Source organism: Collinsella sp. LCP21S3_A3 (assembly GCF_052118905.1).
Classification (GTDB): Bacteria; Actinomycetota; Coriobacteriia; order Coriobacteriales; family Coriobacteriaceae; genus Collinsella.
Map to the genome: position 1 here is coordinate 152,944 of NZ_JBQKGH010000002.1, position 15,896 is coordinate 168,839.

Here is a 15,896-nt window from a genome sequence, read left to right on the forward strand (position 1 = left end):
TCACATCGTTCTAGCGCGCCGCGTATTCGAGCATGCGGTCGAGCGTGAGCTTGGCCTGGTCGGCGGCCTCATCCGACACGCCAATCTGCACCTCGCCCTCGCCCGTCTCCAGGCAGCGCACGAGCTTTTCGAGCGTGATGAGATCCATGTTGACGCAGGTGGGCTGCACCGCGGGGAAGTAGAACTTCTTGCCGGTGCCCTGGCAACGCCGCTCGAGCTCGTAGAGCACGCCGCGGACCGTCACGATGATAAACTCGCTCGCGTCCGACTCCTCGGCATACTTGATGATGCCGGCAGTGGAGCCGATGTAGTCGGCCTCGGCCAGGACGTCGGCCTTGCACTCGGGGTGCGCCAGCACGAGCGCGTCGGGGTGCGCCTCCTGCGCGTCGACGATCTGCTCGACGGTGATGATGTGATGGCGCGGGCAGTAGCCGTTGTTGAGGATGACGTGCTTTTGGGGCACCTGCTCGGCCACAAAGCGGCCCAGGTTCTGGTCGGGAATGAACAAGATGTGCTGCTGCGGCAGCTCGGAGACGATCTTGACGGCGTTAGAGCTGGTAACGCACACGTCACTCCAGCTCTTGATCTCGACCGTCGAGTTGACGTAACACACCACGGCCAGGTCGTCGCCATATTCGGCGCGCGCTGCGTCGACCGTCTCGTGCTTGACCATGTGCGCCATGGGACAGTCCGCGCCCGGATCGGGCAGCAGCACGGTCTTGGTGGGGTTGAGCAGCTTGGCGCTCTCGCCCATAAACTCCACGCCGCACAGCACGATAGTCTGCTGCGGCAGGCTCTTGGCAAGCTTTGCCAGGTAGAAGCTGTCGCCGACGAAATCGGCCACAGCCTGAACCTCGGGCGCCACATAATAGTGCGCCAGGATCACTGCGTCACGTTGGGTTTTTAGCTGATGAATGGCCTCGACGAGCTCTGCGGGCACCAGTGCCGCGCGCTCCGTTGCCGTCGTTGCCGATGCCAGGCCGGCCGCGATATCGCGTGCAAGCTCCGATGCATCCATGTTCGCGCTCTGTGCCATCAAGGCCCCTCTCTTTTGGCGAATCTTGGGGCTTTAGTATGACACCTGGCTTTACAGCTGACAAGACAGCTGTAAAGCCAGGTGTAAAGTTGGAATAAGGATTCAATCTTGGGGCGGGTCCATTTTCGAACTGGCAAGCTGAGGACAGTCGAAAATGGATCCGCCACACGGTTCGAGCGGCCCGTTTTATCTTAGTCCGAGAGGCGGTGGGCATAAAAGCGGGTCTGGATCGCTCGATCCGGACCCGCTGGGAGCTGGTGCGCGGTTAAGCGCGGCGCTTCATGATGGCCCACGCCAGCAGCAGGACTGCCACACCGGCAGCGAGCACGGCACCCGCAATGACATAAGTGCTGTCGCCGGACTCAGGCAACGCCTCCTTGCTAGCCCTCTTCTTAGGCTTGGAAGTCGTAGTCGTGGTGGTCTGGCCAGGAGCGGGCTTGGCAGCCTCGGCAACGGTAAAGGTCGTCTCGGCCGTGCCCGTGGTCGAAACCACGCTCAGCTTGTGTTCGCCCACGCCGAGCGTATTCAGGAAGCTCGCCTTAAGCGTCACGATCGTAGAGCCCTCGGTGAGCACGTAGTTCTCGGGCGCGACCTCCTTATCGTCGACCAGTACCTTCTGGAAGAACGCGAGCGGTGCGCTCGAACGGAAGCTCAGGTCCTTGGCGGCGTCAACCACCATCGTCTGACCCTTACCGTCGATGATCTCGGGTACCAGAATCGCAATTTCCTCGGTTGCGCCCTGATCGCCGCAGACGGTGCACTCCTGGTGTTTCTTGCCCTTGGCCTCGGTAGTCGCCGGTTTGTCGACAACCCACTTAAAGGTATGCGCGGCCTTGTCGATGATGTCGTCGCAGCGGCAGTTATGCCAGTGGTTCTTGGCATCGCGTGCCCAGCCGGAGCCGTCGGGCTCGTGCTTAAGCACGCCCTCGACTGTCACATTCACATCGCCCTCGACGTCCTTGAGCTCATAGGTGCCCTTGGCGGAAAGCTTAACGGACGTGCCGTTGACCTTGACGGCGTAGTCCTTGCCCGCAAAGTACGCGCTGTCGATGCCCATGGTGAGTGTTGCAGTCCCGTGCCAATCGAGCTCGGTTGCCGTCGAGGTGAGCGCGTAGCCCACCTGATTGCTCGGCAGCGTCACGACCAGCTTGGGACCGGCCGCCACGGTAACCTCGGTGGCGGAAGAAGCGTCGTAGTTGGCCTTGGCCTGGTAGCGCACCTCATACGTGCCGGCGGCAAGACCCGTAAGCTCGGTCACGCCCTCGTCCACCGCCTGATACTCGTCAGCACCCTTGGCACGCCACTCCATCGTCGCGTCGACGCCCGTGATCTTGCCGTCACGCTTGCCGCTCACGGTCTCGGCCGTGGCCTGGACTTTCGGCGCACCCTGGGGCGCCTTCTTGATGGAGAACTCGCACGTCAGGCCTTCGGCGGGAAGCTTGTAGTTACCCGCGTCGTCGCCCGTCAGCTCGGTGATTTTCGCCGTGTAGGTGCCGGCCTTGACCTTGGCGCCGTCGACGTACGCGGAGATATCGTCACCTTCGATGACATTGTGGAGCTTCGCCTGGGGGCAGTGCTCCTCGCCGTCGTAGGTGAACCCAGTAGTGGTGTCCCACGTTACGGCAAGCTCGCGCTTACCGATCGTAAAGGTGCCGTCCTTGAACGTGATCTTGTAGTTGGAGTTGGCGCCCTCAGGCTGCGTCAGGTGCAGAGCATAGCCACCGTCGTGCACGCTGTCGTCATCATCGCGCTCAATCTCAATACCCTGAAGGCTCTCGCCCTCAACGAGTTCGCCGGATGTGATCGCCCACGTAAACACGGGGTCGGCCTCGCCGTAGGTCTTAGAAGCGGCCTGGGCGGTGACCGTAATCGCGCGCGGCTTGACCTCGAGCGTGACCTCGCCCTCGGCGGTCGCACCGTCAATCGTCACCTGGTAAGCAACGGTCAGCGTGCCGACGTCCTTAATCTTGGGGGCCTCGAGGGACCATTTCTTGCCGTCGGTGCTGTACTGGGCCGTCGCGCCCTCGGGCAGACTCGTCGCATCAACCGTGTGATACGCACCGTCGTACTCGTCGGAGTAGCCCTTGATGCCGAAGGCGGGAATCTCGACAGACTCGCACTCGTAGCCGCACGTCTTGCAGCGCTCGTGCTTGGAACCGGGCTTATCGGCCGTGGCGTCCTGGTCGACGACCCACTCAAAGTCGTGCTGGGCGCGGTCAACGTCCTCCTTGCCGCAGGTGCAGGTGTTCCAGTGCTCGGCGTCGTCGTGCTTCCAACCGCTACCGTCGGCCTTCTTGGGGCCGTCCTTGACCTCAACCGTCAGGGCCTCAGAGGCGTTATGGTTACGGTCGGCCTTAAGACGAACGCTGTATTTGCCAGCGGCGAGGCCCTTAACCGACGTCTCGCCTTCGGCAATCCACTGATAGTCGCCGGCGGCCTCGGCTTTCCACTCGTAGGTGTTATCAATCCCGTCGATGCTGCCATCCGCCAAGGCATGTCCGGTCGCGGCCGTCGTCTTAACGTCCTTGGGAGCAGCCTGTTCGGCGGGGGTGATTTTTATCTCGAGCTCGCCCTCCACCGGCACGTAGTCGGGTGCGGTAATACGGTACTTAATTGTCTCGGCACACACGTTGTAATAGATATCGCGCGTGACATTGGTATAGGAGGGGATTTGGTCTTCGTACAGCGAGCCACCATCGACGCTATATTCGATCTTCATGCCCTCGGGGGCGTTGTCGACCGTCACCGACGGCGAGTGAGCCTTGCCATCATAGGTGCCGTCAAAGCCCTTGGCCTGAACATTCTCGAACTGGGTGCCGTAGATGCTCCAGTAGAAAAACTTGCAGGAGTAAATTGACTCGTAGGATGAGAAGTTTCCCAGGCCCCAGAGCTGGCTCCGGTACGCACCTGGATCTTTCTCCGAAACCGATTCGCCCCAAGCGAGGCGTTCGAAATCGACGCCCTCTTTAAGCTCAATCCATTCGTCGCCAAGCTTATACGTCACCTTAATGCGAGGCGTTATCTCCTCACCCGTCCACTCATAAGACGGAACGTCGTTGAGCACGTCACCGTTGCTGAACCTGACGTTATCCTTCAACTTGTCGTAGCCAATGATTTCGACCTTGCAAAGATCCTTGCGGCTGGAGTCCTTCTCCGCAAGCGAGGCGGGGTTAATCTTGAACACGCGCTCGAGCGTAACATCGCTCTGTCCCTCGATGGCAACCGTCGCCACCACGCGATAGGTACCCGCATCGCACGGCTGCGACCCTTCCATCTCGATGCCCACGGTGTCATTCTCATCCACGAAACGGTAAAAGCGTGCGCTCACAATCGTTACCTTGCCCTGGGCTACAGCGTTGTCCTTTTGAGACGGCTTAGTCGTAGCAAGCACGGCATCGCGCGGCTTGCCGTTGTAGGTAAAGCTCAGGTCGCCGCTCTTGGACGACATCAGCGAGATCTTCTCGCCATCCCCGGAGTAGACACAGTGCGAGGCCTCATACTGTCCGTTGCACGTAGCCGCGATGCTGTACCCATCCTTGTTGGTGGAATAGATCCACTCGTGCTCGTGCTTGCGATGGATAACCTTGACCTTGCCATCGGTAACGTCGTATGCAAGGTTTTCGTTGGCGAGCTTGAGCCTGCTCGCGAGATCCTCCTGCGAAAGATCGCTCGTGACAAGGTCCACATACTCATAGTAGTAATACTGCTTATTGGACTCGGGATCGAACTTGGTATCGTCGATAGACAGGACGGCTGTGCCCGTAAAAGACTCATCGACGTGAACCTTACCGTAGCTACCGACATCGGACGCGACATCGGACGCATCGACGCCCTTCGCCTTGGCCGTAGTGACCTTCGTGTTGCCGGCGAGCGTCACAGAACCAAGGGCGTAAACCGCGCAGCGCTTCTCGTCCTGACCGCTTATGTCGCGACCGTTGAATCTATCAGAGGGGAACACGAACGAATCGTCGATAACCGTACCGTTTATGGTGCACGACGCATCCTTTGCCACCGCAATGGCACTCGTCATGTGCATCTGATATTGAATACCCCACACATTGAACATATAAGAGCAGGGTCCATTCCATGACGTGTTATTTGTTGAACGGATACTGCAGTTATTCAGGGCGACTATGGCATTTTTGACGCCAATATTGCCCGCATGCACATGACCGCTCTCAACCTTCATCTCGTCGCACGCAATCATTCCCTGACTGTTGTTTTCGAACGTGCAGCCGTTCAACGTAACTTTTGGAGTCTTCGACCGCCCGACCACGCTCAAGGCGCCGACGCAGTCATCACTATTATTCTTAAACGTACAGTTGACAAACGTTGCATCCACCGCGACCTGGCTGCCTCTGATAGTTACAGGCGCCGGCGAGGCTTCGTAAATTTCATTACCCTTGTCAACCTTGAATGCGCTGTTCTTGCAGCATTTCCAACCGCTGACACTCACGTTCGTGAAGCTGGCCGTCTCCCCCGCACCCATGGTTCCATAGAGCGTGATTGCCCGATCGGTATCTTTGTTCTCGGTCCTTGAAACAAGCTTGAGGTTTTCCACGGAAAGGTTGAGGCTCTTGCCCGTATTCGGTTTATCGACACCTCCACGCGCTTCGTAATCATTGCTATCGCTCAAAAACGTTTTTCCATCGCAGCGTACCTCGGTCGGGACACCCGAATCACCGATAAACTCGACATAACCGCCCTTGAGCACAAAGAGCGGGTGTTGCGAATATGTAAGGTCACGCTCGACGGTCAGCGGACCGCCCAGAGACGAGCTGTCAGTGAAATATAGGCGGGTCGGGTTCTCCTTGGTGCCACCCTCGACCTCATAGTGGTCGATATCAACCGTGCCGGCAAACCGATAGTCTTTGCCGCCGGAAAGTTGGATTACATCACTTTCGCCATACGAAAGCTCGCTTTTCAGGTGTTTCGGTTTGATCGCGGCGGACGGATACGCCTCGGCTACCGTAGGCGTGGCGAGCGTCGTCGCCACGCCCCCAAGCGCCAGCGCTGCAGCCAGCACGCAAGCAGCAAGTCTGCGCATCCCCATCTTCTTCTCCCTCATCACGGCTCCCCTTACCCCTATGCTTTCGCAATGTTCGCTATCGCTTGGCGCCGGCGGGCGGCCTGACTCCCCGTCCGACCGCCGGCATCGATTGACATGTGTATCCATGAAGTATTGTGCGGCCGTCAAAACTGACGCCCTGCCGCTCAGCGCGAGTTGCGCACCGTGGGGCGCAAACGGGGTGTTCCTCCGCGGGCAGTGCGCACCCAATGTGGCAAAATCGAACTACTAAGGGGGCCCGAATGCTCAAGATCATCGCCTGCGACGACGACGTCGCTTTTCTAGATAGACTGCACCGGATGATCGACCGCTGGTCGACCGAGACGGGCACGGCGGTCGACGTTGCACTCGTCACGCGCGGCGAGGGCCTGCTGGCCCGCCATGCCGCATCGCGCGCCGACATCATTCTGCTCGACGTGATCATGCCGCTCGTCAACGGCATGGACACCGCGCGGGAGTTGCGCCAATCCGATACAGCCGTGCGTCTGGTGTTCCTCACCTCATCGCCCGAGTTCGCGCTGGAGTCCTATGAGGTCCGCGCCTTCGACTACCTACTCAAGCCTGTAGCGTACGAACGCCTAGCGCAACTGCTCGACGAGCTTTCGAGCATGCGACCTGACGCGACCGATGAGCTCGTGACCAAAACGTCCTTTGGATACCATGCTCTGCGCCTGTCCGATATCGAATACGCCGAGGCCCGCAACAAGCACGTGGTATTCCACCTGCGCGACGGGCGCGACATCGAAGCGCTCGAGCCGTTCCGCAACATCGAGGACCAGCTGGCCAAAAACGCGAACTTCTTTAAATGTCACCGTAGCTACCAGGTCAACCTGCGCAATATCGACCACTTCAACCGCACGGATATCGTCATGCGCTCGGGCGCTTGCATCCCGCTGGCGCGCAGTTGCAAGCAGGGTTTCCAGGATGCCTACTTTGCGGCACGGTTCGAGAGCGGGAGGCGCTAATGCTCCCCGCGGCCAAGATGGTACTTTGGGCAATCCACCACGCAACGACCCTGCTTTTTGGCGTTTTTGCCTCGGCGGCGCTCTGCGGTATCGAGATCAACCGGCGTCATGCGCTTGAGCTGGTGATGGTCGGCGCCGTAACCGGATGCGCATTCGGCCTCGCCAATGCCGTCGGCGGCGAGCTTTTCGCCCGTCAGGTATATCCGCTCGTCGTGCATCTGCCGCTCGTCATCTACCTGTGCGCGCGCTATCGCCTGAACCCCCTGCTCGTTATGCTGGGCGTCACCAGTGCTTATCTGAGCTGCCAGTTCAGCAACTGGATGGGCATCGCCGCGCTCGCCGCCACCGACTCGCAAATCGCGTACTACGCGGCACGCATTATCACCACGGCCGTCGTCTTTGCAATCCTGCTGCATTGGGCCAGCGACATCGGTCCGCGCCTGGCGGTTAAAACCCCCACCGAGCTCGAGATTCTGCTCATCCTGCCGCTCGTCTATTACATCTTTGACTACGCCACCAACGTCTACACCACGCTCTTCCACTCGGGCTCCGTGGTGACGGTTGAGTTTTTGGCGTTTGCGCTTTGCGCGTTCTACCTCATGTTTCTTACTGTGTATCTGCGCGAATACGAGGCAAAGGAAATCGCCGAGCGCGAGCGCTGGATGCTCGCGACCCGCGACAGCGCAGCCATCAAGGAGCTCGAGGCCTGGCGCCAATCTGGACGTGAGCTTTCGGTTCTCCGCCACGACATGCGGCACTTCCTGCGCGGCCTTGCGGCTTTGATCGAGGAGGGCCGCATCGACGAGGCGCTCGAGCGCATCGACGAGCTCTGCGAGACAAACGACCGCACCGCTGTGCGCCGCTACTGCGCCAACGACACGGTCAATATCGTGCTTTCGTCATTTAGCTCCGATATCAACCGAAACGGCATCAGCGCCGATTTGCGCGCCGCCGTGCCCGAGAGCGTCCATGTAGCCGACGTCGATCTGTTTAGCGTACTCTCAAACGCCCTGGACAACGCCATCGTCGCCGCAAGCGCCGCTCCCCAGGGCAAGCGATTTGTCGATCTGGACCTGCGTTGCGAGGACGGACAACTGCTACTTTTGGTCTCCAACACGTTTGGGCGCCCGCCGCGCATGGTCGACGGCATGCCCGTGGCCGAGCACACCGGACACGGCTTTGGAACCAGGAGCATTAAGCTTGCCGTCGAGCGCATGAACGGCAACTGCCAGTTTCGCATTCACGGCGATCGGTTTGAGTTTCGCGCAGTGATGTAAGGGCGCGACAAGTCGGCGCCGCGCTCGACCCATCAGGACCGCCTTGCCGGCGCCAGTCCGCTACAGCGGCGCGGCGGCCGGGGTCAGCTGCTTGATGTAGGCCCACATGCGCTGCTTGGCGGCCTTGTCGGTCAGCGCGGCCTCAAAGCCGTCGAGCGCGAGTACACGACGACCCTGCACGTGGGCGACCAAGCCGGGCTTGAGCATGGCGGTATCAAAGTCGTCGATCGCCACGAGCATGTCTGCGTAGGTCTCGCGCATGGTATCGGCCGCGCGATCATCCAACAGCAGGACCGCCTCGGGGTCCAAGGCCTCGAGCGCCTCGCGGAACAGCTCGCACGGCAGGTCCTCGCCTATCGCAACCGCTCCGTCGCCCGCGCCGGCAACACTTGCCAGCACGCAGAAATCCTCGGGCGCGTAACCGATGGCGCCGAGCGCCTTACGCAACGCGGCGCCGTCTGGACCGGCAGCCAGCTCGCCACCCGCACGCTCGGCATCGTCTAAATCACCTTTTACCAGCACAATCGGCGAGCATGCGTTACCCGCGATACGCACGCCGCGACCCGCGAGCGATGCGAGCTCCTGCTCGGCCGCCTGGGCGATGGCTTCTTTTTTCTGGCTTTGTGACGTGGGCATGCGCTCTCCAATCGTTTGCATGCCCACCATTATATAAAAGAGCCGCCCGCGAGTGGTTGCATTGCGGGCCGTTGGGTATAAGCACGGTCGTACTGAGTTTTACGCGGCCGAGCCGCGTCGCACTATGGAGGTCACTATGGCTGACATTAAGCAGATTACCCCCGAGAATTTCGATTCCGTCGTTAACGGCAGCCTTCCCGTGCTTGTTGATTTTTGGGCACCGTGGTGCGGTCCCTGTCGTTCGCTCTCGCCTATCGTTGACGAAGTGGCCGACGAGCTGGCCGGCAAGATTACCGTCGCCAAATGCAACGTCGACGACAATCAGGACCTGGCCATGAAGTTTGGCGTTATGAGCATCCCCACGCTGATTGTCTTTAAGAACGGCGAGGAAATCGACCGCTCCGTCGGTGCGCTGCCCAAGGCCAGGCTGCAGGCGCTGCTTGAGAAGCACCTGTAATACGCCGGTCATGTGTTGCCGTCCATGAGCGGTTTTGTGCCGCTCGCCGGAGAGCCGGGTGTTGCGCCCGCGACCACGGATAGTATGGTAATCACAAACAGCCCCCAGTGAACGGGTGCGGGTCAGACGGACTCGCACCCGTTTTCTTATGCGGCGATGCGCAAAGCGGGCGTAGTAGAATCTGAACCAATGATTAGACCCGTACAAAAGGAGATTTCCCATGCATGACGTCGGAATGAACATGAGCCAGCTTGCCATGAGCGTCAAACAGGTCGACGACACCATTGAGCTCGCCCACGAGTGGAGCCATCAGCTGCTGCATGCGACCGAGAACTTTGACATGGAGCGCATTGGCGCCAAGCTCGAGGCCGCCATGGCGGCGCTCCACGAGGCGCACGACGCACTCGAGGGCTACGAGGAGGCCATCGAGGCCGACCATAACTCCGTTGGCTCCGTAAAGCTGGTGTAGCGTGGCCGAGCACGAGCACGCCTGCGAGCACGAGCATCCGCACGGGCCGACCGGCGACGTGGGCTGCCGTTGCAGCGGCTCCGCCTCCGAGCTGGTCCGTTTTTCGGTCACCGCTCCCGACGACCTGTTGCGCCGCTTTGACGAGCAAATCGCGCGCCGCGGCGACGTTGCCAACCGCTCCGAGGCCGTGCGCGACCTGATACGCGCCTCCATTGCCAAGGAGCAGATGCGAACGCCCGACGAGCAGGTCATCGGGTCGCTCACCATGATCTATGACCACCATACCGGCGACCTGACGCGCCGTCTGGACGAGGTGCAGCACGACTACACCGACGAGATTGTCTCGACCATGCACGTGCATCTGGACCACCACAACTGCTTGGAGATTCTGGCGCTCAAGGGTCACGGCGAACGTGTCTACGAGCTGGCTGACCGCCTGCTGGGCCTGCGCGGCGTTAAGCACGGCGAGCTCACCTGTGCCGCCACCGAGCAGAGCCTGGGGCTGTAGCGGGATTTCCCGCAGCGCACCTGCCAAAAAGGGACAGGTTTGTTTTGGCAGGTTTAACGTTTTACCTACCAAAATAAACCTGTCCCTTTTTGGCAGGTCTCGATGAAGGAGGGTCGCATGCGACATGCGCATATCCATGTAACGGGCATTGTGCAGGGCGTTGGCATGCGGCCATTTGTGTATCGCGAGGCCATGGCGCATGGCATTTGCGGATGGGTGCTTAACGCGGGCGATGGCGTGCATATCGAGGCGCACGCCCTAAGCGAGGCGCTCGACGAATTTGTCGCCGCGCTTTCCGAGCATGCGCCTGCGGCGGCTCGTGTGGAGCATGTCGAGGTTATGGACCTAGCGCCCGGCGACTGGGACGCCGCCAACGAGCGGGGCTTTCGCATTGTGGCATCGCAGGATCAAACCGCCCACACGACGCTCGTCTCGCCCGACATCGCCACGTGCGACGACTGCCTGCACGAGCTGTTCGACCCCGCCGACCGACGCTTTCACTATCCCTTTATCAACTGCACCAACTGCGGACCGCGCTTTACCATCATCCGGTCGCTGCCCTATGACCGAGCGGCCACCTCGATGGATTGCTTTCCCATGTGCCCCACCTGTGCCGCAGAGTATGGCGACCCGCTTGACCGGCGGTTTCACGCGCAGCCCGATGCCTGCTTTGATTGCGGGCCGCACATTACGTGGCGCGAGGCCGGCGAAGCCGCCGCGTCGCTGACCGTCGGCACCACGCGCGAAGCCAGCGACGCCATTATCGACCGCTGTGTTGAGCTGCTGGCCAACGGCGGTATCGTCGCCATCAAGGGTCTGGGCGGATTTCACTTGGTATGCGACGCCTCCAACGAGAAGACGGTAGCCGAGCTGCGCCGTCGCAAGCGCCGCAGCAACAAACCGCTTGCCGTTATGGTGCGCAACCTTGCAGATGTTGAGCGCCTGTGCCATGTCAACGACGTTGAGCGCGGCCTGCTGGCCGGCAGCATTCGCCCCATCGTGCTGCTGCGCCGACGTGCCGTTTGCGAGAGCGGCGGCTCCCCCAACGCGCTCGCACCGTCCGTCGCGCACGATCTACCCGAGCTCGGCGTTATGCTCCCCTACACCCCGCTTCAGCATCTGTTGCTTGCCGCGGCAGACGCCCGCGGTATGCACGCACTCGTCATGACCAGCGGAAACCTGAGCGAAGAACCCATCGAGACCGATGATACCCTTGCATGGGAGCACCTTGTTGCCGCCGGCATCGCTGACGCGCTACTTGGCAACGACCGTGCGATTCTCTCGCGCTACGATGATTCCGTGGTGCGCGTGGTCGGTGGGGTCGCCATGCCCGTTCGCCGCGCTCGCGGATATGCACCCCAGCCGCTGCCGTTGCCGGCGCTCGACGGCGCTCCGTCCTGCGTGCTCGCCTGCGGGCCACAACAAAAGGCCACGATTGCGCTCACGCGTGAAGGGACGAACGGTGAGGCAACCTGTTTTGTATCGCAGTATATCGGCGTTGTTGAAAACGGCGGGACCTTCGATGCCTGGAACGCCGCGCGCACGCGCTTGGAAGATCTCTTTGACTTGGCGCCCGCCGCCTTGGCCTGCGATCTACACCCCAGCTATCTATCGAGCCAGTGGGCGCGCGAGCAGGCGCGAAAATGCAATCTGCCGCTCGTCGAGGTGCAGCACCATCATGCGCACATCGCGAGCGTAATGGCCGAGGCTATCGCCGCGGGCCAGCTTACAACCGACGCGCGCGTCCTTGGCATCGCCTTTGACGGCACCGGCGCCGGCACCGATGGGACCATTTGGGGCGGCGAGTTTCTTGTTGCCAGCCTTGGCGGCTTTGAGCGCGCCGCGCATTTGCGCACCTGGACGCTCCCCGGCGGGGCGGCCTCCGTGCGCGACGCCCGCCGCAACGCCTTTGCCCTGCTCAGTGAGCTCGGCCTGCTTGAACATCCGGGGGCCGAGCGGCTCTTGGACGGCCTAGACGAGCAAACACGCAGCGTGACGGCAACGATGATCGAGCGGAACATCAACAGCCCACGCACGAGCAGTATGGGGCGTCTCTTTGACGCCGCCGCTGCAGTTTTGGGCATTTGCGGGCAGGCAACCTACGAAGGCGAGCCCGCCATCGAACTCGAAGCCGCCGCCTGGCGCGCGCTCGGCAGCAAAATTACCCATGTTCCCGGCGATAAAGACGGCTGTTCCGCATCTGACCCATTGCGACTGGACAGTTTGTTCAGATTTGTATTAAAAACAGACCCTCTAACCAACGGTTTTGGCTCAGATTACCCCGAAGAGGGCTCTCCAGGCACCTCATTTGCGGTTAATACGCCCGCCGGATACCCCAAATCAACCCATTCGGGGCCCTCGCAGACGATCTATACCACCCATTACCACTCTAAAAAGTACAAATCTGAACCAACTGTCCAAACTACCTCGAGCAGGTCTCTCGTCCTGAGCCCCAGCTCACTTTTTGCGGCGCTTTTGGAGGGAACCAGAGCCAGTGTGCCCGCCGACAGGCTCGCACTCGACTTCCATGTCGCCGTCGCGCGCTCCTCGGCACGCATCGCCAGCGAGATCTGCACCCGTGAAGGCCTCGATACCGTTGCGCTCTCGGGCGGTGTGTTCATGAACCGACTTCTGCTCCAGCTCCTCACCCGCGAGCTCAAAAGCGCAGGTCTTACTGTCCTTATCCCCCATACCGTGCCCGTCAATGACGGCTGCATCGCCTACGGTCAGGCGGCGGTCGCAAGCGCTCGTCTTGCGCAGATCGCATCGCAGTAGCTCGCTCTCGCACACCGCTGTGCCCAGCCGTCTCACAGGCGTAACGCGTTTGCCCGCGAACCCCGCGAGCGCTACCATCAACTGATGGATTATTGAGCGCCTATCCAGCGCAAAACGTCTAAAAGGGGAACAATATGTGCCTTGCCGTTCCCGGCAAAGTAGTCAAACGCGACGACGACCTCAAGGCCACCGTCGATATGATGGGCATCGAGCGCCCCGTGTCGCTGCGACTCGTGCCAACGGCGCAGGTTGGCGACTATATTCTCGTACACGCCGGCTTTGGCATCCAGATCGTCGACGAGCAGGAAGCGCAAGAAACACTCGAGCTCGTTAATGCCATGACCGAACTGACCGAAGAAGACCAACTGGCCAGCAACCCGGCCGAGGCATACTAGTGGCGGCCGGACAGCCGGCTCGCTCCGGTATCGACTTTTCGGCATTTCGCGACCCCAAGCTGGCTCGCGAGCTCATCGAACGCATTCGCGGTCTTGTCGGCGACCGTACCATCAACCTTATGGAAGTCTGCGGCACACACACCGTGAGCATCGGCCGCTATGGCTTTCGCTCCATTATGCCGGCCGGGCTCAAGCTGCTGAGCGGCCCGGGCTGCCCCGTCTGCGTTACCGCCAACCGTGACATCGACCACGCGATCGCGCTCGCCAACATAGACGGCGCCATCATCACCACCTTTGGCGACATGATACGCGTGCCCGGATCGTCCACCTCGCTCGCTGCGCAAAAGGCGGCAGGGCGCGATATCCGCATCGTCTACTCCCCGCTCGATGCGCTCGACATTGCCGAGCAAAACCCCGATCGTCCGGTCATTTTTTTGGGCGTGGGCTTTGAGACTACGACGCCCACCATCGCCGCTGCCATCTTGGAGGCCGAGGCGCGCGGGCTTTTGAACTTTTCGGTCTATTGCGCCCACAAGACCACGCCGCCGGCGTTGCGCGCCATCGCCAACGATCCCGAGACCGCCATCGACGGCTTTATCCTGCCGGGCCACGTCGCCACCATCACGGGCTTGGCGCCCTTTAGCTTTTTGGTCGACGAGTTCGATACCCCGGGCGTGGTCACGGGATTTGAACCGGTCGATATCCTGCAAGGCATCTGCATGCTGGTCCAGATGGCTGTCGAGGGCAGGCCCGCGATCGACAACGCCTACCGCCGTGGCGTCAACGCAGACGGCAACCCCGTGGCGCGACAGCTGGTCGAGCAAGTGTTTGAGCCATGCGACACCACATGGCGCGGGCTGGGGCCAATTGCCAACTCGGGCCTTTCCATCCGCCCTGAGTTCTCGCGCTTTGATGCCCATGCTCGCTTTGACGTGCCCGTTGAGGCGACGGTCGAGCCGCGTGGGTGCCGCTGCGGCGACGTGCTGCGCGGGGCCATTACGCCGAGCGGCTGCCCGCTCTTTGGCCGCACTTGCACGCCCGAGCACCCCATCGGCCCGTGCATGGTGAGCTCCGAAGGCAGCTGCGCGGCGTACTACCGCTACCGCGACTATTAGGTTCCGCCGTTCTAACGAGCGGCGGACTGGTCGACGCTGCGCCTCACCCATATAATTCCACCCACGATTGGAGTTTTGGATATGTCCCATAGCATCACCGATAGCAACGTCCTTTTGGGCCATGGCTCCGGCGGTCAGATGATGAAACGCATCATCGATGAGGTCTTTTTGGATGCCTTTGGGACGCCCGAGTTGCTCGAAGGCAACGACGCCGGCGTCGCCGCGCTGCCCGCGAGCGGGCGCATCGCCATGTCGACCGACAGCTTTGTAGTCTCGCCGCAGTTCTTCCCCGGTGGCAACATCGGCCGTCTCGCCGTGTGCGGAACCGTCAACGATGTCGCGACCTCGGGCGCCAACGTGCGCTACCTATCGTGCGGTTTTATCCTCGAAGAGGGCTATCCCATGGATAAGCTCCGCCAGATTGTGCAGACGATGGCCGAGACGGCGCGCGAGGCGGGCGTGTCCATAATCACGGGCGACACCAAGGTGGTCGAGCGCGGCGGGGCCGACGGCGTCTACATCAATACCGCCGGCGTGGGCGAGGTTCCCACGGGCGTGGCGCTCAGCGGCGCCAACTGCCGCCCCGGCGACGTTATCCTGGTGTCAGGCACACTCGGCGACCACGGGATCGCCATCATGAGCCAACGCGAGGGCCTGGCATTTTCGAGCACGATCGAAAGCGATGCCGCGCCGCTCAACCACCTGATTGCCGACGTTTTGGCCGCAGCGCCCGGCACGCGCTGTTTCCGCGACCCCACGCGCGGCGGCCTGGCATCCACACTCAACGAGTTTGCCCAGGCCAGCGGTGTTGCCATGGAGATCGACGAGGATGCCGTGCCCGTGCGCCCCGACGTGCAGGCCGCATGTGAGATGCTCGGCTACGATGTGCTGCAGGTGGCAAACGAGGGCAAGATGGTTGCCGTGGTGCCGGCCGAGCAAGCCGATGCCGCGCTGAGCGCCATGCGCGCCGCCCGCTACGGCGAGAATGCCGCCATCATCGGTCGCGTGCTGCCGCTTGGATCGGACGCCCGTCCCGCCGTGCGCGTTCGCACCGGCTGGGGCTCGACCCGCATCCTCGACATGCTCGTGGGAGAGCAGCTGCCAAGGATTTGCTAGGGCGGAATCGCACGGTCGGCGTGATGTCACCTGATATCCCTGGAGATGTTCAGATTCCAAGCACACCCAACGCGTAAGC

At 61.4% G+C, this 15,896-nt stretch carries 12 protein-coding genes; 9 read left to right on the top strand and 3 right to left on the bottom strand.

Going from position 1 to position 15,896, the window contains the following annotated elements:
• Positions 1 to 10: 10 nt before the first annotated feature.
• Both nadA and ACTQ0H_RS01865 read right to left on the bottom strand, forming a co-directional pair.
• Positions 11 to 1,036 carry a quinolinate synthase NadA gene (gene nadA, locus ACTQ0H_RS01860; RefSeq protein ID WP_441015368.1) on the bottom strand — a complete coding sequence of 342 codons (1,026 nt, stop codon included), beginning with the start codon at positions 1,034 to 1,036 and terminating at the stop codon, positions 11 to 13.
• Between the two features lie 265 nt (positions 1,037 to 1,301).
• Positions 1,302 to 6,104 carry an MBG domain-containing protein gene (locus ACTQ0H_RS01865; RefSeq protein ID WP_441537705.1) on the bottom strand — a complete coding sequence of 1,601 codons (4,803 nt, stop codon included), beginning with the start codon at positions 6,102 to 6,104 and terminating at the stop codon, positions 1,302 to 1,304.
• A gap of 242 nt (positions 6,105 to 6,346) precedes the next feature.
• Here ACTQ0H_RS01865 and ACTQ0H_RS01870 point away from each other — a divergent pair, with 242 nt between their 5' ends.
• Both ACTQ0H_RS01870 and ACTQ0H_RS01875 read left to right on the top strand, forming a co-directional pair.
• Complete coding sequence (locus ACTQ0H_RS01870) at positions 6,347 to 7,069, top strand: LytR/AlgR family response regulator transcription factor (RefSeq protein WP_441537076.1); 723 nt, start codon at positions 6,347 to 6,349, stop codon at positions 7,067 to 7,069.
• Positions 7,069 to 8,346, top strand: coding sequence for a sensor histidine kinase (locus ACTQ0H_RS01875; RefSeq protein WP_441537077.1), 1,278 nt, complete (start codon positions 7,069 to 7,071; stop codon positions 8,344 to 8,346). The genes ACTQ0H_RS01870 and ACTQ0H_RS01875 overlap by 1 nt, the downstream gene beginning before the upstream one ends.
• A gap of 60 nt (positions 8,347 to 8,406) precedes the next feature.
• Here ACTQ0H_RS01875 and ACTQ0H_RS01880 read toward each other — a convergent pair whose 3' ends face one another.
• Positions 8,407 to 9,003 (bottom strand): hypothetical protein, encoded by a 597-nt coding sequence (locus ACTQ0H_RS01880; protein WP_441547700.1) that lies wholly within the window; start codon positions 9,001 to 9,003, stop codon positions 8,407 to 8,409.
• A gap of 115 nt (positions 9,004 to 9,118) precedes the next feature.
• Here ACTQ0H_RS01880 and trxA point away from each other — a divergent pair, with 115 nt between their 5' ends.
• The 7 genes from trxA (at position 9,119) to hypE (ending at position 15,817) form a co-directional block, all read left to right on the top strand.
• Positions 9,119 to 9,439: a thioredoxin gene (gene trxA / locus ACTQ0H_RS01885; protein WP_427719294.1), complete on the top strand. Its 321-nt coding sequence runs from the start codon at positions 9,119 to 9,121 to the stop codon at positions 9,437 to 9,439.
• Between the two features lie 220 nt (positions 9,440 to 9,659).
• Complete coding sequence (locus ACTQ0H_RS01890) at positions 9,660 to 9,908, top strand: hypothetical protein (protein ID WP_006235225.1); 249 nt, start codon at positions 9,660 to 9,662, stop codon at positions 9,906 to 9,908.
• 1 nt (position 9,909) lies between these two features.
• The gene (nikR, locus tag ACTQ0H_RS01895) at positions 9,910 to 10,416 is read left to right on the top strand and encodes a nickel-responsive transcriptional regulator NikR (RefSeq protein WP_441537707.1); all 507 of its coding nucleotides are present in this window, start codon (positions 9,910 to 9,912) and stop codon (positions 10,414 to 10,416) included.
• A 117-nt stretch (positions 10,417 to 10,533) separates the two neighbouring features.
• On the top strand, positions 10,534 to 13,191 hold the full coding sequence (gene hypF / locus ACTQ0H_RS01900) for a carbamoyltransferase HypF (protein ID WP_441537708.1): 2,658 nt from the start codon (positions 10,534 to 10,536) through the stop codon (positions 13,189 to 13,191).
• Between the two features lie 134 nt (positions 13,192 to 13,325).
• On the top strand, positions 13,326 to 13,586 hold the full coding sequence (locus tag ACTQ0H_RS01905) for a HypC/HybG/HupF family hydrogenase formation chaperone (RefSeq protein ID WP_441537709.1): 261 nt from the start codon (positions 13,326 to 13,328) through the stop codon (positions 13,584 to 13,586).
• On the top strand, positions 13,586 to 14,701 hold the full coding sequence (hypD, locus tag ACTQ0H_RS01910; RefSeq protein WP_441537710.1) for a hydrogenase formation protein HypD: 1,116 nt from the start codon (positions 13,586 to 13,588) through the stop codon (positions 14,699 to 14,701). Before ACTQ0H_RS01905 ends, hypD begins: the two co-directional genes overlap by 1 nt.
• An 81-nt stretch (positions 14,702 to 14,782) precedes the next feature.
• Entirely contained in the window at positions 14,783 to 15,817 is a 1,035-nt protein-coding gene (hypE, locus tag ACTQ0H_RS01915; protein ID WP_441041778.1) for a hydrogenase expression/formation protein HypE, read from the top strand.
• The last annotated feature ends 79 nt before the right edge of the window (positions 15,818 to 15,896 follow it).

Bases quoted from the DNA above. Each gene is read 5' to 3' on its own strand.
- ACTQ0H_RS01870 (WP_441537076.1), top strand. From the start codon at position 6,347: ATGCTCAAGATCATCGCCTGCGACGACGACGTCGCTTTTCTAGATAGA.
- ACTQ0H_RS01865 (WP_441537705.1), bottom strand. From the start codon at position 6,104: ATGAGGGAGAAGAAGATGGGGATGCGCAGACTTGCTGCTTGCGTGCTG.
- nadA (WP_441015368.1), bottom strand. From the start codon at position 1,036: ATGGCACAGAGCGCGAACATGGATGCATCGGAGCTTGCACGCGATATC.
- ACTQ0H_RS01880 (WP_441547700.1), bottom strand. From the start codon at position 9,003: ATGCAAACGATTGGAGAGCGCATGCCCACGTCACAAAGCCAGAAAAAA.
- hypE (WP_441041778.1), top strand. From the start codon at position 14,783: ATGTCCCATAGCATCACCGATAGCAACGTCCTTTTGGGCCATGGCTCC.
- ACTQ0H_RS01875 (WP_441537077.1), top strand. From the start codon at position 7,069: ATGCTCCCCGCGGCCAAGATGGTACTTTGGGCAATCCACCACGCAACG.
- trxA (WP_427719294.1), top strand. From the start codon at position 9,119: ATGGCTGACATTAAGCAGATTACCCCCGAGAATTTCGATTCCGTCGTT.
- ACTQ0H_RS01905 (WP_441537709.1), top strand. From the start codon at position 13,326: ATGTGCCTTGCCGTTCCCGGCAAAGTAGTCAAACGCGACGACGACCTC.
- ACTQ0H_RS01890 (WP_006235225.1), top strand. From the start codon at position 9,660: ATGCATGACGTCGGAATGAACATGAGCCAGCTTGCCATGAGCGTCAAA.
- hypF (WP_441537708.1), top strand. From the start codon at position 10,534: ATGCGACATGCGCATATCCATGTAACGGGCATTGTGCAGGGCGTTGGC.